Source organism: Streptosporangium nanhuense, from assembly GCF_059358815.1.
This window is the reverse complement of the sequence record NZ_JCADBG010000001.1, coordinates 644,802-666,731: the sequence shown is the minus strand read 5'-3', so window position 1 is coordinate 666,731 and position 21,930 is coordinate 644,802. Positions and strand designations below refer to the sequence as shown.

The following is a 21,930-nucleotide window of genomic DNA, read 5'->3' as shown; positions in this document are numbered from 1 at the left end:
TCAGCGCTGGTGACGGGCCCGCTTACCCTCCCGTTCGGCCACGGCCTTCAGCTCCTTCAGCCATGTTTCGAGACCCCCGCCGAGGGCGGCGGTGGAGAACTTGACGTCCTGCTCCACCTGGTCACCGCGCCACGTCTCCTCGGTGCGTACGACAACCCGGCCGCCCACCTCGGTGAAGGTCCACACGTGGACCCCCTTGTCGATTCTCAGCCCGGTACCGATCGCCGGTCCGTCCCACCGAAGGCACTTGTGGTGCCGCAGCTGCCGGACGGTGGAGGTGACCGCGAGGGTCGTGGCGGGGTTCAACTCGGTCTCGGGGATCGGTGTCTTCCATCGGAACGACGAACCGGGACGCAACGGGCCACGATCGAGCCGCTTGCTGGAGAGGACCGGCTTCTGCCACGACGGCCAGCGTTCCACGTCGGTCTGGATCCTCCAGACGGTACGCAGCGGAGCGGCGATCACCGTCTTCGTCCGGTAGCGGATCTTCGCCGAGGGGTCGACGGTCTTTCCCGCGCATCGCAGCGCCGTGCGGTCGGAGCCGCCGGCGCGCGTGGCCTCGGCCCGAGCCGGTGCGCCCGTGACGCTCACCAGACCGGCAACGACGACTGTGGCCATGACGGCGCTCATACGGTTCCTCATGAGGCGGTCGCCGCCTCAGCCGTGGTCTTGAGCCGGCTCAGCCACATGGTGAGCGTCGTGTCGAGACCCGCCTGGAACGTCGCGGGGTCGGCATCGACAGGCGGACCGGCGAAGGACTCCTCGGTGGACACCTCGACGCCGTCGCCGGCCGGGGTGAGCGCCCAGACGTGGACGCCGAGGACGCCGTCCGGCCCGCCACCGTATCCTCGCCACACCAGGCGTTCCCGCGGCCACACCTGGACAAGCGTCGACTCGATCTCCATTCCCGCGGCGGACCAGCGGAACACGGAGCCCGGCGCGAGCGGACCGGGCGTTTCGACATGCGCGTACGGAATCTCCGGCAGCCACGTCGTCCACGCGTCGATGTCGGTGAGAATGCGCCAGACGGTGTCCGCCGACGCGGTCACCGTGACGCTGTGGCGGCTGACCACCGGGGCCGACTCGTCGATGCCGGCCTCCTCGGCGTCCATAACGTTCTCCATCGTGATGTTCTCTCTTCGGTCAGTGACGATCGGGAAGACCGGGCATGAGCGAGCCGTTACCTCCACACCCGGCAGATGTGATCTTGCCAAGATGACCAATCTCCGCACATCGGTGAGAATTACCTACTTTGCGACATGTCGCCCGGGCACGTGAGACACGGCACCGCCGCACGAGAATCCGACCGCGGCGTTCCGTACCGGCACCGGACTTCTCAAGAAGCCGGACCTCGCCGCCGAGCTCGCCATTAGCGACCAGCTCCACGTCGGCCGTTCCGTCCTGCGACCCCGAATCAGTGCCTCGGCAGCCCTGCGTGTGAGCGTGGACCGCGCCGTAGGAAAGATCGGTGGAGGTGACGCGGTGGGTGGGACGAACCGGTCGAAGGCGGCGGTCGTAGGGTGGAGCCCAAGGTCTTGAAGATCCGGAGGTTTGTCATGGAGTACGTGCGCCTGGGGTCCACCGGGATGAAGGTGTCGAGGGTCTGCCTCGGCATGATGAGCTACGGCGACCCCGCCAAATGGGGCGAGTGGGTGCTGGACGAGGCCGCCTCCGAGCCGATCGTGCGCCGGGCCGCCGAGGCGGGGGTGACGTTCTTCGACACCGCCGACGTCTACTCCTTCGGCGCCAGCGAGGAGGTCACCGGCCGCCTGCTCGCCAGGATCTTCCCCGACAGGGACGACTACGTGCTGGCCACCAAGGTGTTCATGCCGATGGGCAGGGGCGTCAACTCCGGCGGCCTGTCACGCAAGCACATCCACTCGGCGATCGACGCCTCGCTGCGCCGCCTGGGCACCGATTATGTGGACCTCTACCAGATCCACCGCTGGGACCCCGACACCCCGATCGAGGAGACCATGGAGGCCCTGCACGACGTCGTACGGTCGGGCAAGGCCCGCTACATCGGCGCCTCCAGCATGTACGCCTGGCAGTTCGCCAAGGCCCAGCACGTCGCCGAGACCCACGGCTGGACAAAGTTCGTGTCGATGCAGAATCACTACAATCTTCTCTACCGGGAGGAGGAGCGGGAGATGAACCCGCTCTGCCTCGACCAGGGCGTCGGCCTGATCCCGTGGAGCCCGCTGGCCAGGGGTCTGCTGGCCCGTGCCGGATCCGACGAGAAGACCACCCGGGCGGGCAGCGACTCCCGCATCGACTCCCTCTACGACGACGCCGACAACGACCGCCTGATCCTCGACCGGGTCGCCCAGGTGGCCAGGGAGCGCGAGGTCGCCCCCGCACGGGTGGCGCTGTCCTGGCTGCTCCACCAGCCCGGCCTGTCGGCCCCGATCGTGGGCGCGACCAAGAACGAGCACGTGGACGACGCGGTCGCCGCGGTGGAGCTGTCCCTCACCGAGAAGGAACTCGCCTTCCTCGCCGAGCCGTACCGCCCCCGGCCCATCAGGCAGTGACGCCTGACGGTTCCAAAGCCGGGCAAAGCGTCAGGAGTCGGCGGGCAGTTCGAACTGGACGCAGGTCATGCCGCGCATGTCCAGCCACGCCCGTCCCGGCGCCCGTACGAGCCGGAAGACGACCTCCTCGCACCCGGGGCAGCGGGCCACCAGGCCCGGGGCGTGGGTGTAGAGGAGCGCCTCGGCCAGCGCGAGGCTCCGCGCGCAGGCGGAGCACCGGCCGCTGGCCGCGGTCAGGTCGACGGCGAAGACGTCGCGCAGGGCTCCGCCCGCCGCGTTCCCGTCGAGGTGGTCCTGGCTCATCGAATACCTCCAGCGTGTGACCGGCGGTGCGGGAGACCCCGCGCGCCGGGGGAGGAACCTGGGACGGAGTTCACGGTCGTCCTCCACTGGGACCGAAGCGTTCCGTGCGGATCAGCCGGGCGTCGTGCCCGGCGGAGACGAGCAGGCCCGCGACGGTCTCGACGAAGCCGGTGGGCCCGCACACGAAGACGGCGGGTTCCCGCTCGGGGGGCCAGACGGCCTCGGCGAGCAGGGCGGCGCCGACCCGCGCGGGCGGGCGTTCCCAGCCGTCGGGCACCTCGCGCGTGTAGGCGTAGGTGACGTCCAGGCCGGAGCCGTCGGCGCTCCGGCGGTCCAGTTCGGCGCGGTAGAGGGCCGATCGCGGCCCGCGTGTGGAGTACAGGAGCCGGAACGGCGTGCCGGTCCCGGCCGAGGCTCGGGCGCGAACCATCGCCATGAGCGGGACGACCCCCGAGCCGCCCGCGACCAGCTGCACCGGCCGCTCCGGCCGCTCAGGTTCGGGCTTCTCGGACTTCGCGGGCGACTCGGACGGCTCGGGCCGCCAGACGAACCAGCCGCCGATCGGGCCGCGTATCTCCAGCGGGTCTCCCGGTGAGAGGACCCGCGCGAGGTACGGGGAGACCTCGCCGTCGGGCAGCAGCTCGACGGTGAGCTCCACGCGGTCCCCGTCGGCGGCCGAGGCGATGGAGTACGAGCGCTGGGTGGAGTAGCCGTCGGGGGCGGTGAGCCGTACGTCGACGTGCTGGCCGGCGAGGTGGCCGGGCCAGCCGGGGACGTCCAGGGTGATCGTGCGTGCTCCGGGGGTCTCGTCGCGCACGGCGGTGACCGTGGCGACCCTCCAGGTCAGTCGCCCCAGTACCGTTGCTCGCGCCATGGGTCCCCGTAGTTGTGGTAGCCGACGCCCTCCCAGAAGCCCGGCCGGTCCTCGTCGAGGAGCCGCAGGCCGCGCACCCACTTGGCGCTCTTCCAGAGGTAGAGGTGCGGCACGAGCAGCCGGGCGGGCCCGCCGTGCTCGGGGGTGATGGGCTCGCCCTCGTAGCGGACGGCGATCCAGGCCCGGCCGTCGAGGAGGTCCTCCAGCGGGAGGTTGGTGGTGTAACCGCCGTAGGAGGTCGCCAGCGCGTACTCCGCGGACGTCTCCACGCCGTCGAGGAGGGTGTCCAGTGACACGCCCTCCCAGGTGGTGCCGAGCTTGGACCACTTGGTGACGCAGTGCAGGTCGACCGTGAACCGCTCCACGGGCAGGGCGTTGAGCTCCGCCCAGTTCCAGCGGACGACCTCGCCGGTCTCGGTGGTGACGCCGAGACTCCAGTCGTCGGTGGAGACCAGGGGTGTGGGCCCGGCCGACAGGACGGGGAAGTCCTCGGTGAGGTACTGCCCCGGCGGCAGGTCCGGGTTCTCGGCGCGGCGGCGTCCGAAGAACCCCGGCGAGACGATACCGATGACGCCCACCCCCTTGTCAGGCCACTACCCGGCCACGGCGCGTTCCTCGGCCCGGCCGCGGGCGGACGGGCCGCGAGAACAGTTGAATCTCATCACATCCAGCCACATTTCCCCAGCACCGGGCGAGTTCAGCACGTTTCGGCGCGGCGTGTGGGGCCCCGTACGCGGCCTCCGAGGGTTCAGGCGCCCGAGGCGGCGATCACCTCGGAGACCAGGCGCGGGGAGGTGATCAGGCGGTTGTACTCGGGCTGGCGCAGCTCCCCGCCCATGAACGGGTGGGGGTTGCGGTGCACGGCGGGGCTGGGCGCGTCGACCAGGGCGGCGAAGTGGATCTCGGAGGCTCCGGTCGCCTCGACCACGCGCCGCACGTTGCGGGGCGTGATGCCGCCGCCGGGCATGACGATCAGGTCGTCGCCCGCCCGCTCGACCAGGGAGGCGATGAGCGGCGCGCCCTCCAGGGCGGTGACGTCCTGGCCGGAGGTGAGGACCCGGTCGACGCCGAGGGAGGCGAGGGTGTCCAGGGCGGCGAACGGGTCGGCGGTCATGTCGAAGGCCCGGTGGAAGGTGACCGAGAGGCCCCCGGCCGCGGCGATGAGGCGCTTGGCCACCTCGACGTTCACCTCGCCCGACGGCGTCAGCACGCCGATCACCACGCCCTGCGCGCCCGCGTCCCTGATCGTGGCCACGTCGCGCTCCATGGCCGCGACCTCGTACTCGTCGTAGATGAAGTCGCCGCCCCGGGGGCGGATGATCGCGTGGACCCGGATCGTCGAGACCGCGGCGAGGGTCGCCTCGACGGCGCCGAGGGTCGGGGTCAGGCCCCCCTCGAAGAGCGCGGAGCACAGCTCGACGCGGTGCGCCCCGGCCCGCTCGGCCGCGAGCGCGCCCGCGGTGCTGTCAATGCAGATCTCATAGTTAAGGCTCATTTTTCCTCCAAAGCATGGATTTCACCGACTGGTCGGCCCCCGCCCAGTACCGGAACGGCCGCGAAGTCCGCCGCGCCCGCGACGTCCCCGCCGGCCGCCCTGAGCGCGGCGAGCGCGATCGCGCTCGTGGCCCGCGGGCTCCCGTCGATGACCTTGACGGCCGCCGCGTGCCCGGTGGCGAGCGCGACGACGAGGACCCCCTCGGCCCCGCCCTTGGCCACCGCTCCCGGCAGCGCCCGCATCAGTGAGGTGTTCACGTGCCCGGTCCCGCCGACGTACTCGGGGTGCTCGCGCATCGCGTCGGCGACCGCGCGCGGCGGGGTTCCCGGCTCGGCGACGACCAGGGCCCGTACGGCCCGCGCCAGGCCGGCCAGCGACAGCCCGAACAGCGGGGCGCCGCACCCGTCGACGGCGACGTGGGCCGCCTTCTCCCCCGACAGCTCCTCGGTCACCGCGCGCACCCGCTGCTGCAGGGGGTGGGCGGCGTCCAGGTAGGAGGCGGTCTCCCAGCCGGAGGCGACGGACGCGGCGAGCATCGCCGCGTGCTTGCCCGAGCAGTTCATCCGCTCGCGCGAGGCCCTCAGGCCCGCCCGGATCAGCGTGTGCCGGGTGGTCTCGTCCTCCGGCCAGTCCTCGGGGCAGCCGAGGGCGTCGAAGCCGAGCCCGGCCCCGGCGAGGATGTCGGCGACCAGCCGTACGTGGTACTCCTCGCCGGTGTGGCTGCCTGCGGCGATCGCCAGGCCGGGACCGCGCAGGTCCGCCCCGGACAGCAGGCAGGCCAATGCCTGGAACGGCTTGGCCGACGAGCGCGGCAGCACCGGCGCGTCGACCGCTCCCCTGGCGACGGCGACGGTGCCGTCGGGGGCCAGGGCGACGGCGCTGCCGAAGTGCACGCTCTCCACGAATCCGGAGCGCACCACCTCCGCGAGCGGGGCGAGTTCAGGCACGGGCGGGTCTCCTTCTGAGGCGGCGGGCCCCCGGGGTGTCGCGGGCGTCGAGGGTACGGGCGAGTTTGGACAGCGACGCGTTGACCACCAGATAGATCAGCGCGACGACGATGTAGGTCTGGATGAGCAGGCCGTTGAAGGTCGCCAGGACCTTGCCGCTGTAGAGCAGCTCGGCGTAGCTGACCACGAAGCCCAGGGAGGTGTCCTTCAGCAGGCCCACCGACTGGCTGACGATCGAGGGCAGCACCCGGCGGGCCGCCTGCGGCAGCACGATCAGGCGCATGGTCTGGCCCTGGGTGAGCCCGACCGCGAGACCGGCCTCGCCCTGGCCGCGCTCCACGGACAGGATCCCGGCGCGGAAGATCTCCGCGAACGCCGCGGCGTTCGAGATCGCCAGCGGCACCACGAGTTTCCAGAACAGCGGCAGGTCGAGCCCGTAGCGGGGCAGCGCGAACAGCACGACGTAGACCAGCAGCAGCGCCGGGATGGTCCGCACGACCTCCACGTACGCGGCGGCGGGCAGGCGTACCCACCTGTGCCGCGACAGCCGCCCCAGGGCCAGGGCCAGCCCGGCCGCCATCGCGAGCGCGGCCGAGACGACGGCGGCGAGCGCGGTGGCCCACAGCCCGTTCAGCAGGTAGCGCCACATCGGCCAGGTGGCGTACGGCGACCAGCGGTCGGCGTCGAGCTGGCCGTTGGCGGCGAACTGGCGGACCGCGAGTGCCAGCAGGAGCAGGACCGCGACCGCCCCCACCGCGGTCGCGATCCTTATCCTGCGGCGGGCGCGCGGCCCCGGCTGGTCGAAGAGGAGATTGCTCACCGGACCACCACCAGCCGTCGTCTGTCGGGAGACTGGGCTCTCACCGGACCACCAGCCGTCGTTTGTCGGAGGGCGGGACGCTCACCGGACCACCACCAGCCGTCGTTCTAGCCGCCCGGTGACGAAACCGGCGCAGGCGGCGATCAGCGCGTAGGCCAGGCCCGCCCCGACGAAGATCGGGATGGGCTGCGCCTCCGCGAGGTTCACCCGGTTGGCCGCGGCGGTCAGGTCGACCACGCCGACCGCGGCGGCGAGCGAGGTGTTCATCGTCAGCGCGATGAAGATGTTGCCGACCGGCTGGATCACCGTGCGCAGCGCCTGCGGCAGGACCACGTGGCGCAGCGACTGGCCGAAGGTGAGCCCGAGCGCGCGGGCCGCCTCGCCCTGCCCCGCCGAGACCGCGTTGACGCCGGAGCGCAGGGCCTCGGCGATGTAGGCGGCCTCGTAGAGCGCGATGACGATCATGGCCGTCACCAGCAGGTCGGCCTTGAGCCCGATCTCGGGCAGGCCGAAGACGGCGAGCACCAGCAGCACCAGCAGCGGCAGGTTCTGGAAGGTCTCCACGTAGGCCGTGCCGATACCGCGCAGGACGCCGACCGGGCTGACCCGCATGGCGGTGATCACGAGCCCCACGACCGCGGCGCCGGCGAAGGACGCCGCGGTCAGCTGGAGGGTGACGACCAGTCCCTGCCAGAGCTCGGGCAGGTGGTCCAGGAGGGCGGACATCAGGACCCCGGCACCGATCCGATCTGCGGCGGGGCGGGAGCCTCACCCTGCACGACCGTGCCGAGGGAGTTCTTCCAGGTCTTCTGCCAGAGGCCGTCGGCCTGGATCTTCTTCAGCCAGTCGTTGACGAACTTCTTGAACTGGTCGTCACCGTGCTTGAGGCCGATGCCGTACGGGTCCTCGGTGAACGGGCTGCCGACGACCTGGACCGAGGGGTCCTTCTGGGCGTTGGCGACCAGGAGCGTCTCGTCCTGGACGTAGGCGTCGCCGCGCTCCTGCTTGAGGGCCTGCATGCACTCGGGGTCGCTGCCGAACGTCACGATCTTGGCCTGCGGGGCGAGCTTCTTGATGGCCGAGACGGCCGGGGTGTTGGCTCCGGCGATGACGGTCTTGCCGTTCAGGTCCTCGGGCTTGGCGATGCCCGTGGTGCCCTTCCTGACCGCGAGGCTGAGCCCCGAGGAGTAGTACGGGCCGGCGAAGGCAACCTGCTCGGCCCGCTCCGGGGTGATCGTGTAGGTCTGGAAGACGACGTCCACGGTGCCGTTGGACAGCAGCGCCTCGCGGGTCTCCGAGGCCGAGTTGACGATCTTCACCTTGGGCTCGCCGATGATGAACTTGGCGAGCGCCTTGCCCATGTCCGCGTCGAACCCCTCGACCTCGCCGGTCGTCGGGTTCTGCTGCGACAGCAGCGGCGCGTCGAGCGACCCGCCGACGATCAGCTCGCCGCGCTGCTTGATCTTCTCCATCGTGGAGCCGGGCAGGATGTCCGCGGCGGCGGCGACCGGCGCCGAGGCGATCAGGTCGTTCCCCTTGGCCTCACCCGGTACGGCCGGGCTTCCCGAATCCGTACCGGCACAGGCCGAGAGGCCGAGCACGGACACAGCGGCGACAGCGGCCAGCCGCTTCATGGACACCATCGGGCCCACCATCCTTCTGGAGCTTCTGGATCGATTTCGATCAGTGAGTGAGAACCTTGGCCAGGAAGTCCCTGGCCCTGTCTGTCTTGGGAGCCTCGAAGAAGGCGGCGGGCTCGCCCGTCTCGACGATCTGGCCCGCGTCCATGAAGACCACGCGGTCGGCGGCCCTGCGGGCGAAGCCCATCTCGTGGGTGACGACGACCATGGTCATGCCGTCGGCGGCGAGCCGGACCATCACGTCCAGCACCTCGCCGACCATCTCCGGGTCGAGCGCCGAGGTGGGCTCGTCGAAGAGCATCACCTTGGGCCGCATGGCCAGCGCGCGGGCGATGGCGGCCCGCTGCTGCTGCCCGCCGGAGAGCTGTGCGGGCAGCTTGCCCGCCTGCTCGGCGATGCCGACCCGCTCCAGCAGTCTCCGCGCCGCGGCCTCGGCCTCGGCGCGGCCGTCGCCGCGGACCTTCATCGGCGCGAGCACGATGTTCTCCAGCACGGTCTTGTGCTGGAACAGGTTGAACGACTGGAACACCATGCCGACGTCGGCCCGGAGCCGGGCCAGCTCGCGGCCCTCCACCGGGGCGGGTACGCCGTCGACGAGGATGTCCCCCGACCCGGCCGTCTCCAGCCGGTTGAGGCAGCGGCACAGCGTGGATTTGCCGGATCCCGAGGGGCCGACGACCACGACGACCTCGCCCCGCGCCACATCAAGGTCGATGTCGCGCAACACGTGGTGATCGCCGAACCACTTGTTCAACCCTTTGACCTGAATCATTGCCATCTTCCTTCGAAATCGAAGATAAAGCGGAAGGTAACGGATGATTCTCACGCAAGTCAACACGTTGCCGTAGTAAGTACAGACGTGGTATTCCTCTAGTTCATGTCAGGCAAAGAGCGGCTGCCGGTGCGCGGCGCACAGGGTGACCTTCTGCGTCTCATCGCCACCGGTCACGCCGAGTCGCGCGCCCAGCTGGCCCGCGTCTCCGGCCTGGCGGCGTCGAGCGTCTCCCTGCGCGTCGAGGAGCTGATCGACACCGGGCTGCTCGTCGAGGAGGGCTCGGGGACCTCCAGCGGCGGGCGGCGGCCCCGGCGGCTGCGGGTCAGCCCGTCCGCAGGCCTGCTCGCGGTGGCCGACCTCGGGGCGCACCACGCCCGCCTCGGCCTGCTCGACCTCAGCGGCGTCCCCCTCGTCGTCGAGGAGCGCGCCTGCGACATAGCGCTGGGCCCCGAGGCGACCCTCGACTGGATGGCCGCCGCGTTCGACGACCTGCTGCTGACCCACGGCCCGCCCGGCGTCCCGCTGCGCGGCGTCGGCACCGGCGTGCCCGGCCCCGTCGACCCGGGCAGCGGCCGGGTGGTGTCCCCCTCGCGCATGCCCGGCTGGAACAACTTCCCCGTCGCCGAGTATCTCGGCGCGCACTACGACCTGCCGGTCCTCGTCGAGAACGACGCCAACCTCCTGGCCGTCGGCGAGGCCCGCTCGTGGCCGGGGTTCGACAACCTCATGGTGCTCAAGGCCGGCAGCGGCATAGGGTGCGGCGTGATCGTCGACGGCCGCCTGCACCGGGGCAGGGGCGCGGCCGGCGACATCAGCCACGTGCGGGTCAGGACCGACTCCTCCACCATGTGCTCGTGCGGCCACCCCGACTGCCTGGAGGCCTACGCGAGCGGCGCCGCGCTCATGGACGCCCTGTCCGGGCTCGGCATCGCGACGCGGCGCCCCGCCGACGTCGTCGCCTTGGTCGAGGACGGCGTGCCCGAGGCCACCGCCCTGGTCAGGAACGCGGGCCGTCTCATCGGCGAGGTGCTCACCGTCCTGGTCAACTTCCTCAACCCCGACGCCATCGTCGTCGGCGGCAGCCTCTCCACCGCCGAGCCGCTGATCTCCGCCATCCGCGCCGCCGTCTACGAGCGCTGCCTGCCCCTGGCCACCCGTGACCTGGAGATCTCCGTGACCCGGGGCGGCCCCGACGCCGCCCTCCTCGGCGCGGGCTCCCTCCTGCTGGACGCCGTCCTCGGCTGAGGGACCGCGAGCGGCAGGCCCTCCCCGGCCGGGACGTCACGGACGACGCGCCGCCCCCGGCAAGGGAGATCCCGGGCGGCGCGCCCTCCCTCGCCGGGGAGCCACGGATTGGTACACGGACCGGTACGGGCAAGCGCGGCGGGCCCTCTTCCCCAACTGGGCCAAATGCGTCTTTTTGGCAGGATTTACCACTTATGGCGCCATATCGCCACATATATGCATAGATGAGAGAGAGGAGGGTGCTACCCCCGACCGTGGATTGATCGACGGAGGATTCGATGGTTCGAATGATGATCATCCTGCTGGCCGTCCTCGTGGCCGCGATGACCGGCACGGCCGGTGCCGCCGCCCCCAACCCCCCGGTCAGCCAGCAGGACAGAGAGTTCCTCATCATGTCGCACCAGGGCAACCTGGCCGAGATCGAGGCGGGCCGGGCCGTCACCCGGAAGACCGGCGACGATGACGACAGGAAGGTCGGCCGGGCCGTCCGCGAGCTGGGAGAGCATCTCGTCGTCAGCCACATGAGACTCGACAGGATCGTGCAACAGGTGGCCCGGGAACTGGGCGTCGCGCTCCCCGACGGGCCCAGCGCGGCGCAGCGCAGGCAGCTCGAAGAGGTGCTGACGCTGACCGGGACGGAGTTCGACAGGGCCTGGATCAGCATGGAGATCGAGAACCACCGCCAGGCTCTCATCCTCGTGCGAAAGCAGATAGAGAGCGGCTCCGCCCCGCAGGTGAGGAAGGTCGCCCTCTACGCCCAGCACGTCGTGCTGGACCACCTGAGCATGTTCCAGGACGCCCAGAAGGACCTCTTCCCCACCCCCGCGGGAACCCCCAGCCCTTCGGGCTGAGGCGGGCGAAGATCAGGCGGTGGCGCGTACGGGGGCACGGTACGCGTGATCTCCGCCGTGCGGCTCGACCGTGGCCGGTGGAAGTCCCCGGGCGAGGGTCGGCCGTGGCCGGTGAAAACCCCGCGCGGGTCAGCGTGGCCGGGAAGCCCCGGGGCGGCCGTGACCGGCGAAGCACCCGGGTCAGGCGTGACCGGTGGAGCCCCCGGGCGGGGCGGTGGAGCCGCGTACCACCAGCTCGGTGGCGAGTTCGACGTGGTGGGAGTCGACCCGTTCGCCCGCCGCCAGGCGCAGGGCCGTGCGCACCGCGACGCCGCCCATCTCCCGCAGCGGCTGGCGGACGGTCGTCAGCGGGGGCGAGGCCATCCGGGCGACCTGGGTGTCGTCGAAGCCGACGATGCTGAGGTCCTCGGGCACCCGCAGACCCCGCGCCCTGGCCGCCTCCAGCACGCCGAGCGCGATGTCGTCGCAGCCGGTGAAGACGGCCGTGGGGATCTCGGGCAGGTCGAACAGGGCCGCGCCGCCCGTCACCCCCTCCTGGTACTGGAAGTGGCCCTCCCGCACGTACCCCTGGGGGATCCGCGCGCCCGCGGCCTCCATGGCGGCGCGGTAGCCATGCAGCCGGGCCTGCTCGCAGGCGGCGGTGGCCGGGCCGCCGAGGTAGGCGATCCGGCGGTGCCCGAGCGCGATCAGGTGCTGCGTCGCGGCCAGGCCCCCGGCGAAGTTCGTCGAGCCGACGCTGGTGACCCCCCTGGTCTGCGGCAGGTTCAGCGGGTCGATCACGACCAGCGGCAGGCGCGCGCGCGACAGGGCGGCGAGCTGCCCGGCGGTCAGGTCGCTGGTGATGGCGATCACGGCCCGCCGCCCGGCCGTGGCCAGGGCGCGGGCCCAGGCTCCGCCGCGGTCGGCGGTCGTGCGGATGCTCACCACGATCGCCGCGTCGAGCTCGGCCCCGGCGCGTACCGCGCCCTGGACGATCTCGGTGGAGTAGGGGTTGAGGTCGGCGTCGAGCTCCACCTCGATCGTGGCCGGCACGGTCGCGTCGTCCCGGTCGCCTCGGCGGCGCTGCGGCGGCGCGACGTAGTCGTGCTGCTCCAGCAGCGACTCCACCAGGGAGCGGGTCACCGGGGAGACGTCACCCCGGCCGTTGAGCACCTTCGACACGGTCGCGATCGACACGCCCGCCGAGGCCGCGACCGTGGCCAGCGTGGCCCGTCTAGGACTGGCCGGCATCTGTTCCTCCCTGCTGTTCGGCGAAAGAGCCCGGTGCCGGTTCCACGTTCACGCGGGTGACCAGTCGCCGGCCCACGCCGACGTGACGCAGCGGGCCGGTCAATCGTATGCGGCCCCGGCAGGGCAGATCGGACGCCGACGCGCCCACGAACACCTCGATCTCCCCCGGTTCGACGACGCGCCGCAGGTCACGCCCGGTGAAGGCGGTCCGGTCGGCGGGCACCGTGAAGGTCACCACGGCGCTCGCGCCGGGTTCCAGGGGGACCCGGGCGAACCCGGTGAGCTGCAGCACCGGCCGGGTCACCTGGGCGACCACGTCGTGCAGGTAGAGCTGGACGACCTCCACGCCCGCCCGTCCCCCGGTGTTGCGCACCCGCGCCGACACGGTGAACTCCCCGTCGGTGGGCACCTCGGCGTCGTCGATCCTCAAGGAGTCGATCGTGAAGGCGGTGTACGAGGCGCCGTGCCCGAACGGGAACAGCGGGGTCGGGTCGAGGTTGCTGATGCCGTGGCTGTTGGAGCCCAGCGGCGGCTGCAGGTAGGTGCCCGGCTGCCCGCCGGGGCCGCGCGGGATCTGCACCGGCAGCTTCCCGCCGGGCTGCACCCGGCCGGACAGGACCCCGGCGATGGCCGCCCCGCCCTCCTCGCCCGGCATGAACGACTGGACGAGCGCGGCGGCCGCCCTGGACACGTCGCCCAGCGCGTACGGGCGGCCCGAGACGACGACCACCACGACCGGCGTGCCGGTGGCGGCGAGCTCGGCCAGCAGGTCCTCCTGCGCGCCGGGCAGCCGCAGGTCCTCGGCGTCGCAGCCCTCGCCCGAGGTGCCCAGCCCGAACATGCCCGCCAGGTCGCCGACGACGGCCACGCACACGTCGGCCTCGCGGGCCGCCCGGAGCGCGGCGGCGAAGCCGGAGCGGTCGTCGCCCCGCACCTCGCAGCCCTGCTCGTGGACCACCTCGGCGCCGGGCAGCTCGGCCCGCAGCGCGTCGAGCAGGCTGGGCGCGGCCACGCCGAGCCCGAGCCCCGGGTGGCGGGGCAGCACGTGGTTGGGGAAGGCGTAGCAGCCCATGAACGTGCGCGGGTCGTCGGCGCAGGGGCCGACCACGGCCACCCTGCGCGGCTCGGTGCGCCCCTCGCCGAGCAACGGCAGCGTGGTGCCCGCGTCGAGCAGCACGATCGACCGCTCGGCCACCTCCCTGGCCAGCGCCCGGTTGGCCGGGGAGTCGAGGTCCACGGCCTGCGCCCCGGCCACCGACCTCTCCGGCGTCCAGTCCGGGTCCAGCAGCCCGAGCTCCACCTTCTGCGTGAGCAGGCGCCGGGCGGCCCGGTCGACCAGGGACTCCGGCAGCTCGCCCCGCCGCACCCGCCCGGCGAGGTGCTGGCCGAAGCCGAGCGTGTCGGGCAGCTCGACGTCGACACCCGCGGCCAGCGCCTGCACCCCGGCCTCGCCGGTGTCCGCGGCGACCTGGTGCGTCGTCGCCAGGAACGGGATCGCCCAGTAGTCCGACACGACCGTGCCGGTGAAGCCCCACTCGTCGCGCAGCAGGTCGGTCAGCAGCCACGCGTCGGCCACGGAGGGGACGCCGTCCACGTCGGAGTAGGAGTTCATGACCGAGCGCGCGCCGCCCTCGACGATGGCGGTCTCGAACGTCGGCAGGATCATGTCCATCAGCTCGCGCCGGCCCATCGGCACCGGGCCGTGGTTGCGGGCCGCCCGGGAGGCGGAGTAGCCGGCGAAGTGCTTGAGCGTGGCGATGACCCCGGCGCCCTCCAGCCCGCGCACGTAGGCCGCGCCGAGCATCGCGACGAGGTACGGGTCCTCGCCCATGGTCTCCTCGACCCGGCCCCAGCGGTAGTCGCGCACCACGTCCAGCACCGGCGACAGGCCCTGGTGGACGCCCACCGCGCGCATGTCCCGCCCGATGGCGGCGGCCATCCGCTCCACCAGGTCCGGGTCGAACGTCGCGCCCCAGGCGATGGCCGCCGGGTAGACGGTCGCGCCGTAGGTGGTGAAACCGGTCAGGCACTCCTCGTGGACCAGCGCCGGGACGCCGAGCCGGGAGTGCTTCACCACCTCCGACTGCAGGCGCACCACCTCCGCGGCGCCCTCCGCCGCGGTCACCGGGACGCTGCCGAAGACCCGCGTCAGGTGGCCGAGCCCGTGGCGGATCGTCTCCTCGAACGGCACCGTCCCCGAGGCCGCGAAGACGTCCTGCATCGGCGCCACGTTCGCCGTGCCCTCGCCTCCCTGTCCGGGCTCCCCCGGCTCCCCCGGCTCCACGGGCCCGTCGCCATGGTCGGCCCCCATGGTGTTGCCGAGCCACCGGCTGCCGAGCTGGCCGACCTTCTCCTCCAGGGTCATCTCCGCGAGCAGGGCGTCGACCCGCTCGGCCACGGGGAGTGCCGGGTCCTGCCACGGCCGGAGGATCCGGTCGGCCGCGGGGGTCCCATCTAGCGCCGTCATCTGCTCTCCTCAAGAAAAAACCCGCCCCGGCAGCCGTCCGAAACTTTTCGGCGAGTTGCGGTAGCCCTGCCCACATCCTGGCGCACCCGAGGTGACCAGGAAAGTCCCAGATGAGAGTACCTCAAGCACCCCACATACCAAGCTCGTGTCGAGATGGGATCACCCCTTGACAGGCAGGTAGTGGAAATCTAAATTGACGTGCCACGCGGCCTGTTTCGGAAATGTTTCGACATGCTGGGCTCGGGGGGACGGACGCCTGGCAGCGAAGGTGCCGATCCACGACCGACGGCCACCACCACCGATGTTTCACCTGAAGTCCCGCTCAGCCCCGCCCCCGGCATTCGACATACGGAGATCAGCGTGGAGTCAACGACACCATCCCGCCGCACCTTCCTCACCCTCTCGATGGGCATCCCCCTCAGCGCCGCGCTGGCGGCCTGCGGCACGTCCGGCCCCGTCCCGGCGGGCGGCGCGAGCAGCGGGAGCGGCGGGAACGCCGCGACCAAGGCCAGCTACTGGTTCCTGTCGGTCCAGCCGCAGGAGGGCGTGCGCACCAGGGCCGTGGAGCGCTTCAACAAGGCCAACCCCAACGGGCAGATCGAGTTCACGGCCCTGCAGAACGACGCCTACAAGACGAAGATCAAGACAGCGATCGGGGCGGGCCAGGCGCCCACCATCATCTGGGGCTGGGGCGGCGGGACGCTGCGCACGTACGTGCAGGCGGGGCAGGTGGACGACCTGACTCCGTGGTTCGAGCAGAACCCCGCCATAAAGGACCGGCTGTTCGCCTCCTCCTTCGGGGCGGCCACGATCGACGGCAAGATCTACGCGATGCCCGCCGAGAACATGCAGCCCATCGTCCTGTTCTACAACAAGAAGGTTTTCGAGCAGGTCGGCGTGGAGCCGCCGAAGACGTGGGGCGACATCATGGCCCTGGTCCCCAAGTTCAACGAGGCCGGCATCGCCCCGTTCTCGCTCGGCGGCCAGTCCCGCTGGACGAACATGATGTGGCTGGAGTTCCTCTTCGACCGCATCGGCGGCCCCGAGGTGTTCCAGGCCGTGTTCGACGCCAAGAAGGACGCCTGGTCCCACCCCGCCGCCATCGAGGCCCTGACCAAGCTGCAGGAGCTCGTCAAGGCGAACGGGTTCATCAAGGGCTTCTCCTCGATCACCGCCGACTCCAACGCCGACCAGGCGCTGCTCTACACCGGCAAGGCCGCGATGATGCTGCACGGCGGCTGGACGTACGGCAGCATGTCGACCGACGGCGGCGACTTCGTCTCCGGCGGCCACCTCGGCTACATGAACTTCCCGCCGGTCGAGGGCGGCAAGGGCGACCCCGGCAACACCGTCGGCAACCCCGGCCAGTACCTGTCGATCTCCTCCAAGGCGACCCCCGAGCAGAAGGAGATCGCGAAGAAGTTCTTCGCGACCGCCGTGCTCAACGACGAGGACGTCAAGGAGTGGGCGGGCATCGGCTCGGTGCCGATCGTCAACGGCGCCGAGAGCGCGTTCGCCGGCGCCAAGGACGAGGACTTCCTGAAGTTCGTCTACGGCATCGCCAGCAACGCCAAGTCCTTCGCCCAGTCGTGGGACCAGGCGCTCAGCCCCACCGCCGCCGAGGTGCTGCTGGACAACATCTCCAAGCTGTTCCAGCTGTCGATCACGCCGGAGCAGTTCGTGTCCAACATGAACGCGGTCATCGGCAGTTGAGCGCGCTCGCCACCCCAGCCCGGACAGGGAGGCGGCCGGCCGCCGGGCAGAGGGCGTACAGCCGCCTTCTGCCCTGGCTGGCCGTGCCGGCCCTGGTGATCTTCGTCGTCTTCGGGGTCGTTCCGCTGGTCGGGGTCCTGTTCCTCAGCTTCACGTCCTGGGACGGACTCGGCGAGATCCAGATGTCCGGGTTCACCAGCTGGCGGGCCGTGCTCGCCGACCCGGGCCTCCTGCACGCGCTGTGGATAACGCTGCTGGTGATGGTCGTCTCCTGGGCGGTCCAGACCCCGATCAGCATCCTGATCGGGGTGTTCCTGGCCGGGCGGCAGCGCTACCGCTCGCTGCTGGCGGTGCTGTACTTCATCCCGCTGCTGCTCAGCCAGGCCGCCATCGCGATCGCCTACAAGGCGCTGCTCGACCCCAACTTCGGGCTCGGCGCCGGGCTGGGCATCGACCTGCTCGTGCAGGACTGGCTCGGCGAGCCGGTCCTCGCCTTCGGCACCGTGATCTTCGTGGTGTCGTGGCAGTTCGTCCCCTTCCACTCGCTGATCTACCAGGGCGGCGTGCGGCAGATCCCGCACTCCATGTACGAGGCCGCCGAGATAGACGGCGCGGGCCGCGTCCGCAAGTTCTTCAGCATCACGCTGCCGCAGCTCAAGTACACGATCATCACGTCCTCCACCCTCATGGTCGTCGGGTCGCTGACCTTCTTCGACCTGATCTTCGTGCTCACCGCGGGCGGTCCCGGTGACGCCACCCGGGTGCTCGCGCTGGACATGTACAAGCGCGGGTTCCAGGCCAGCCTCATGGGACCGGCCAGCGCCATCGCCGTCATCCTCGTCCTGGTGGGTCTCGCCCTCGCCCTGCTCCTGCGCCGGCTCGGCGGCCGCGACGCCAACGCCAGCCAGATGGAAGGGGTCTGACCATGAGCGCGACCCGCACGACGGGCATCAAGCGGACCGAGACCGTCGGGTCGCCACCGCGACGGCACCGGCGGCGCCCCCCCGCCTACGGCGAGCGGCGCTCGCTCGGCGAACGCCCCAACTGGCTGGGCGGGAGCGTGGGCTGGCTGTGGCTGGTGATCGTGATCGTGCCGGTCTACTGGATCGTCATCACCAGCTTCAAGGCGCAGAGCAGCTACTACGCCACCAACCCGCTCGCGCCGCCCACCGAACCGACGCTCGACAACTACCGGATGGTCGTCGAGTCCGACTTCCCGCTGTACTTCCTCAACAGCCTCATCGTCACCGTCGGCGCGGTCATCCCGTCGGTCGCGGTCGCGTTCATGGCGGCGTACGCGATCGTCCGGGGCAGCACCGCCTTCCGCTTCCTGCGCGGGGTGAACGCGCTCTTCCTCATGGGCCTGGCCATCCCGCTGCAGGCGACCATCATCCCCGTCTACCTGATCATCATCCGGCTGCGTCTGTACGACTCGCTGACGGGGCTCATCCTCCCGTCGATCGCCTTCGCGATCCCGCTGTCGGTGCTGGTCCTGACCAACTTCATCCGTGACGTGCCCAAGGAGCTGTTCGAGTCGATGCGGCTGGACGGCGCGGGCGAGCTGGCGACGCTCTGGCGCCTGGCCCTGCCGCTCACCATGCCGGCCGTGGTGACGGTGACGATCTACAACGCGCTGACGATCTGGAACGGGTTCCTGCTGCCGCTGATCCTCACCCAGAGCCCCGACAAGCGCACGCTGCCGCTCGCGCTGTGGACCTTCCAGGGGCAGTACAGCGTGAACGTCCCGGCCGTGCTCGCCTCGGTCGTGCTCACCACGCTGCCCATCCTCGTCCTGTACGTCGTCGGCCGCCGCCAGCTGCTCAGCGGCCTGACGGCCGGTTTCAGCAAGTGAGCGCGCCCCGCCGCCCGGCTTGCCGTGTCGCGGCTCGCCGGGCGGCGGGGTCCGTCACTGCCCGGCCAGGCCGGTGTGGGCGACGCCGCGGATGATCTGGCGCTGGAAGAGCACGAAGACGACGAGCAGCGGCAGGCCGGCCAGGACCACCGAGGCCATGATCTGCGCGTAGCGCACGCCGAAGGTGCCCTGCACCACGTTGGCCAGTCCCACCGGCAGGGTCATCGTGTTCGGGTCGGTGGAGACCAGGAACGGCCACAGGAAGTTGTTCCAGGTCGTGATGAACGTGAAGATCGCCACCGCGGCGAGCACCGGGCGCGAGAGCGGGAGCACGATGGTGAAGAACACCCGCCAGCGCCCGGCCCCGTCGACGAACGCGGCCTGTTCCAGCTCCGGCGGCACGGCCTGGAAGAACTTGTAGAGGATGTACACGATGACGGGCGCGGCGACCTGCGGCAGGATGATGCCCCACCAGGTGTCGACCAGCCCCAGCGCGACCATCTCGGCGAACAGCGGGGCGATCAGCACCTGCGGGGGGACCATGATCCCCGCGAGGATCACGGCGAGCAGCACCCGCTGCCCCCGGAACTGAGTGCGCGCGAAGCCGTACGCCGCCATCGCCGAGAGCAGCACGGTCAAAAACGTCACGACGACCGCGGTGACGGTGGAGTTGATCGCCCACTTGACGATGCCGCCGGTGCCCAGGACCAGGCTGTAGGCGTCGAGGGTGACCTCGCTGCCGACCCAGCTCAGCGGGATCTTGTTGGTGTCGGCCTCGGGCTTGAGCGAGGTGGCGACGGCCCAGGCGAGGGGCGCGAGCCAGATCACGGCGAGCACCCCGGTGACGGCCAGCAGGACCAGCTGGCCAGGGCTGAACCTCTTGGTCATCGGAGGGACTCCTCGCGCTTGCGGAACAGCCGCAGCTGCACCAGGGACACGGCGACGATCAGGATGAAGAGGATGTAGGAGACGGCCGAGGCGTAGCCGACGCGGTACCCCGTGAAGCCGATGTCGTAGGCGTACTCGATGATCGGCCGGGTGGAGTTCTCCGGGCCCCCGCCGGTCATCAGATAGATCTGGTCGAAGACCTTCAGCGAGGCCAGCAGCTGCAGCACCACGACGAGGCCGGTGGTACGGCGGAGCAGCGGCAGCGTGATCGAGCGCAGCTTGTCCCAGGCCGAGGCGCCGTCGATCGAGGCGGCCTCGTAGAGCTGCTCGGGGATGCTCTGCAGCGCGGCCAGATAGAGCAGGAAGTTGAAGCCGACCGTCCACCAGACGGTGGTCATCACGACCGACCACATCGCCAGGTCCGGATCGCCCAGCCAGAGGATGTCGGTCCCGAACGTCCCGTTCAGCAGGCCGAAGCCGGGCTGGTAGATCATCTGCAGCCAGAGCAGCGAGACCACGGCGGAGGGCAGCAGGAACGGCGCGAAGAACGACAGCCGCCACAGCCAGCGCATGAAGCGCAGGTTGTGCACCAGCAGGGCGAACACCAGACCGAGGACGACCAGGGGCACGGTGCTCAGCACGGTGAACAGCACGGTGTTCCACAGGGAGCGCCACATCCTGGGGTCGGCGAACGCCTCGGCGTAGTTCGCGAAGCCGACGAACCCCGCGTTGGTCCCGGCGATGTTGACGCTGGTCAGGCTCATCTTCAGGCCCAGCAGCAACGGCCAGACCAGGAAGGCCACGTAGATCACGAGGAAGGGGGCGACGAACAGCAGCCCGTGCTGGGTCCAGCGGCGTCCCGCCCCGGTCCTCGCGACCGGCGAGGTGGTGGCGGGGGCTGCGACGGTGGTCGTCATCGGGGCTCCTCCGGGAAGGGGTTGGGGGCCTCCATGAGCCCGCGCAGGGCGGCCTTGGCCAGGGCCAGGCCCTCCTCGGGCGTGCGGGTTCCGGCGATCACCGGGGAGAACGCCTCACCGAACTCGATCCACAGCCTCGACGCCGACCCGGTGAACCACACCTGCGGGTCGAGCGCCACCTCGGTGATGACCGAGCGGTACTCCGACTGCGGGCTCAACGCCAGGTACTCCGGCTCCTCCAGCGCGGGGAGGTAGGCGGGCACGTGACCGGCCACCGCCCAGTCGGCGCTGTTCTTGACCAGGTAGGCGATGAACCGGTAGGTCTCCCGCTCGATCCGCGGATCCCGGTCGCGCTGGTGGGGCACGACGAAGACGTGGCAGTCGGCCTGGGCCGAGGCGCCGCCGAAGACCGAGGGGAAACGCACCATGTTGAACGGCGTCTTCGCCTGTTTGAAGGTCGTGATCTCCCAGTCGCCGTTCCACAGGAAGGCCGCGCCGCCGTTCTGGAAGGCGGCGACCGACGCCCCGTAGTCGGTGGTGGGGTCGCACAGTCCCTCCGCGCCCAGCGTGCGCATGAAGGAGAGCGCCTCCAGCGCCTTGGCGTCGTCGATCGTGATCTGGGTGCCGTCGTCCGACAGGAGGGTGCCGCCGCTCTGGGGGTACAGCGACCACCACACCCGCCACGGCCCCACCGTCCCGAGGCCGAGCGCGTCGAAGGTCAGCGGGGGCTTGCCGCCGAGGGCCTCCTTGGCCTTGCGCAGTGCCTCCAGCAGCTGGTCGGGGCCCTTGGTCGGCAGCAGCTTGCCGTCGCCGCCGAGCAGTCCGGCACGGCCGCAGACGTCGGTGTTGTAGTACTGGACCATGGGGTGGGCGTCGAACGGCACCGCGTACAGGACCCCGTCGATGTGGGCGCGCTCCCAGATGGGAGGGCTGAAGTCCTCGGGCCGCAGGCCGTTCTCGGCGAGCAGGTCGAGGTTGATCGGGTCCAGGATCAGGCCGGGGCCGATGCCGGGCAGCCGGGCGAGGTGGAAGGTCGCGAGATCGGGGGAACGTCCGCCGGCTCCCGCCATCGCGACCTTGGTGTAGTAGGGCTCGCCCCACTGCAGGACGTTCTCCTCGACGAACAGGCCGGGGTTCTCCTTGCCGAACGCCCCGACCATCTTGTTCATGATGACCCCGTCGCTCGCGCCGAGGAAGTGCCAGTACCTGATGCGGGTCCGGGAGGAGCCCAGGTCCACGGGGAGGGAGCATCCGGAGCCGAGGAACCCGAGGGCGAGGGCGCCGCCGAGCAGGTTCCTGCGGGTGATCCGGGACGGGGTCGGCGGAGTGCGGGGTGGGGTCGCTGGAATGTCGTCCACTGCTGCCTCCAGGTGTCTCCAGGT

The 21,930-nt window shown here is 71.0% G+C and carries 22 protein-coding genes; 6 read left to right on the top strand and 16 right to left on the bottom strand.

Annotated elements, in window-relative coordinates; translation table 11 throughout:
- Window positions 1-618: an SRPBCC family protein gene (locus tag AC5L38_RS02800; protein ID WP_495241145.1), complete on the bottom strand. Its 618-nt coding sequence runs from the start codon at window positions 616-618 to the stop codon at window positions 1-3.
- Between the two features lie 20 nt (window positions 619-638).
- Window positions 639-1,112 carry an SRPBCC family protein gene (locus tag AC5L38_RS02795; protein ID WP_495241144.1) on the bottom strand — a complete coding sequence of 158 codons (474 nt, stop codon included), beginning with the start codon at window positions 1,110-1,112 and terminating at the stop codon, window positions 639-641.
- A gap of 444 nt (window positions 1,113-1,556) precedes the next feature.
- On the opposite strand from AC5L38_RS02795, the gene AC5L38_RS02790 reads away from it, so the two are divergent.
- Entirely contained in the window at window positions 1,557-2,531 is a 975-nt protein-coding gene (locus AC5L38_RS02790; RefSeq protein WP_495241143.1) for an aldo/keto reductase, read from the top strand.
- 30 nt (window positions 2,532-2,561) lie between these two features.
- Here AC5L38_RS02790 and AC5L38_RS02785 read toward each other — a convergent pair whose 3' ends face one another.
- The 9 genes from AC5L38_RS02785 to AC5L38_RS02745 form a co-directional block, all read right to left on the bottom strand.
- Window positions 2,562-2,834: a DUF6510 family protein gene (locus AC5L38_RS02785; protein WP_495241142.1), complete on the bottom strand. Its 273-nt coding sequence runs from the start codon at window positions 2,832-2,834 to the stop codon at window positions 2,562-2,564.
- Window positions 2,835-2,904: 70 nt separating this feature from the next.
- The gene (locus tag AC5L38_RS02780) at window positions 2,905-3,708 is read right to left on the bottom strand and encodes a ferredoxin reductase (RefSeq protein WP_495241141.1); all 804 of its coding nucleotides are present in this window, start codon (window positions 3,706-3,708) and stop codon (window positions 2,905-2,907) included.
- Complete coding sequence (locus AC5L38_RS02775) at window positions 3,678-4,277, bottom strand: sulfite oxidase-like oxidoreductase (RefSeq protein ID WP_495241539.1); 600 nt, start codon at window positions 4,275-4,277, stop codon at window positions 3,678-3,680. The genes AC5L38_RS02780 and AC5L38_RS02775 overlap by 31 nt, the downstream gene beginning before the upstream one ends.
- Window positions 4,278-4,456: 179 nt before the next feature.
- Window positions 4,457-5,203, bottom strand: a complete 747-nt coding sequence (locus AC5L38_RS02770; RefSeq protein ID WP_495241140.1) for a copper homeostasis protein CutC — start codon at window positions 5,201-5,203, stop codon at window positions 4,457-4,459.
- The gene (locus AC5L38_RS02765; protein WP_495241139.1) at window positions 5,200-6,150 is read right to left on the bottom strand and encodes an asparaginase; all 951 of its coding nucleotides are present in this window, start codon (window positions 6,148-6,150) and stop codon (window positions 5,200-5,202) included. Before AC5L38_RS02765 ends, AC5L38_RS02770 begins: the two co-directional genes overlap by 4 nt.
- Entirely contained in the window at window positions 6,143-6,970 is an 828-nt protein-coding gene (locus AC5L38_RS02760) for an amino acid ABC transporter permease (protein ID WP_495241138.1), read from the bottom strand. Before AC5L38_RS02760 ends, AC5L38_RS02765 begins: the two co-directional genes overlap by 8 nt.
- 81 nt (window positions 6,971-7,051) lie before the next feature.
- Complete coding sequence (locus AC5L38_RS02755) at window positions 7,052-7,696, bottom strand: amino acid ABC transporter permease (RefSeq protein WP_495241137.1); 645 nt, start codon at window positions 7,694-7,696, stop codon at window positions 7,052-7,054.
- On the bottom strand, window positions 7,696-8,613 hold the full coding sequence (locus AC5L38_RS02750; protein WP_495241136.1) for a glutamate ABC transporter substrate-binding protein: 918 nt from the start codon (window positions 8,611-8,613) through the stop codon (window positions 7,696-7,698). The genes AC5L38_RS02755 and AC5L38_RS02750 overlap by 1 nt, the downstream gene beginning before the upstream one ends.
- A gap of 40 nt (window positions 8,614-8,653) precedes the next feature.
- Entirely contained in the window at window positions 8,654-9,382 is a 729-nt protein-coding gene (locus tag AC5L38_RS02745) for an amino acid ABC transporter ATP-binding protein (RefSeq protein WP_495241135.1), read from the bottom strand.
- Window positions 9,383-9,487: 105 nt separating this feature from the next.
- On the opposite strand from AC5L38_RS02745, the gene AC5L38_RS02740 reads away from it, so the two are divergent.
- On the top strand, window positions 9,488-10,630 hold the full coding sequence (locus AC5L38_RS02740; protein ID WP_495241134.1) for an ROK family protein: 1,143 nt from the start codon (window positions 9,488-9,490) through the stop codon (window positions 10,628-10,630).
- Window positions 10,631-10,908: 278 nt separating this feature from the next.
- Window positions 10,909-11,481: a DUF4142 domain-containing protein gene (locus tag AC5L38_RS02735; protein ID WP_495241133.1), complete on the top strand. Its 573-nt coding sequence runs from the start codon at window positions 10,909-10,911 to the stop codon at window positions 11,479-11,481.
- A gap of 180 nt (window positions 11,482-11,661) precedes the next feature.
- Here the strand turns inward: AC5L38_RS02735 and AC5L38_RS02730 are convergent, their stop codons facing one another.
- Together AC5L38_RS02730 and AC5L38_RS02725 are read right to left on the bottom strand one after the other, a co-directional pair.
- Window positions 11,662-12,711, bottom strand: coding sequence for a LacI family DNA-binding transcriptional regulator (locus AC5L38_RS02730; RefSeq protein WP_495241132.1), 1,050 nt, complete (start codon window positions 12,709-12,711; stop codon window positions 11,662-11,664).
- Window positions 12,695-15,178, bottom strand: coding sequence for a glycoside hydrolase family 3 N-terminal domain-containing protein (locus AC5L38_RS02725; RefSeq protein ID WP_495241131.1), 2,484 nt, complete (start codon window positions 15,176-15,178; stop codon window positions 12,695-12,697). Before AC5L38_RS02725 ends, AC5L38_RS02730 begins: the two co-directional genes overlap by 17 nt.
- Before the next feature lie 360 nt (window positions 15,179-15,538).
- On the opposite strand from AC5L38_RS02725, the gene AC5L38_RS02720 reads away from it, so the two are divergent.
- From AC5L38_RS02720 to AC5L38_RS02710, 3 genes are all read left to right on the top strand, one after another.
- Window positions 15,539-16,891 (top strand): extracellular solute-binding protein, encoded by a 1,353-nt coding sequence (locus AC5L38_RS02720; RefSeq protein WP_495241130.1) that lies wholly within the window; start codon window positions 15,539-15,541, stop codon window positions 16,889-16,891.
- Window positions 16,892-16,974: 83 nt separating this feature from the next.
- The gene (locus AC5L38_RS02715) at window positions 16,975-17,814 is read left to right on the top strand and encodes a carbohydrate ABC transporter permease (protein ID WP_495241129.1); all 840 of its coding nucleotides are present in this window, start codon (window positions 16,975-16,977) and stop codon (window positions 17,812-17,814) included.
- A 2-nt stretch (window positions 17,815-17,816) separates the two neighbouring features.
- On the top strand, window positions 17,817-18,743 hold the full coding sequence (locus tag AC5L38_RS02710) for a carbohydrate ABC transporter permease (protein ID WP_495241128.1): 927 nt from the start codon (window positions 17,817-17,819) through the stop codon (window positions 18,741-18,743).
- 54 nt (window positions 18,744-18,797) lie between these two features.
- Here AC5L38_RS02710 and AC5L38_RS02705 read toward each other — a convergent pair whose 3' ends face one another.
- The 3 genes from AC5L38_RS02705 to AC5L38_RS02695 are packed head-to-tail and all read right to left on the bottom strand — an operon-like array spanning window position 18,798 to window position 21,906.
- The gene (locus AC5L38_RS02705; RefSeq protein ID WP_495241127.1) at window positions 18,798-19,631 is read right to left on the bottom strand and encodes a carbohydrate ABC transporter permease; all 834 of its coding nucleotides are present in this window, start codon (window positions 19,629-19,631) and stop codon (window positions 18,798-18,800) included.
- Window positions 19,628-20,548 (bottom strand): carbohydrate ABC transporter permease, encoded by a 921-nt coding sequence (locus AC5L38_RS02700; protein ID WP_495241126.1) that lies wholly within the window; start codon window positions 20,546-20,548, stop codon window positions 19,628-19,630. The genes AC5L38_RS02705 and AC5L38_RS02700 overlap by 4 nt, the downstream gene beginning before the upstream one ends.
- Window positions 20,545-21,906, bottom strand: coding sequence for an extracellular solute-binding protein (locus AC5L38_RS02695; RefSeq protein ID WP_495241125.1), 1,362 nt, complete (start codon window positions 21,904-21,906; stop codon window positions 20,545-20,547). The genes AC5L38_RS02700 and AC5L38_RS02695 overlap by 4 nt, the downstream gene beginning before the upstream one ends.
- Window positions 21,907-21,930: the final 24 nt, after the last annotated feature.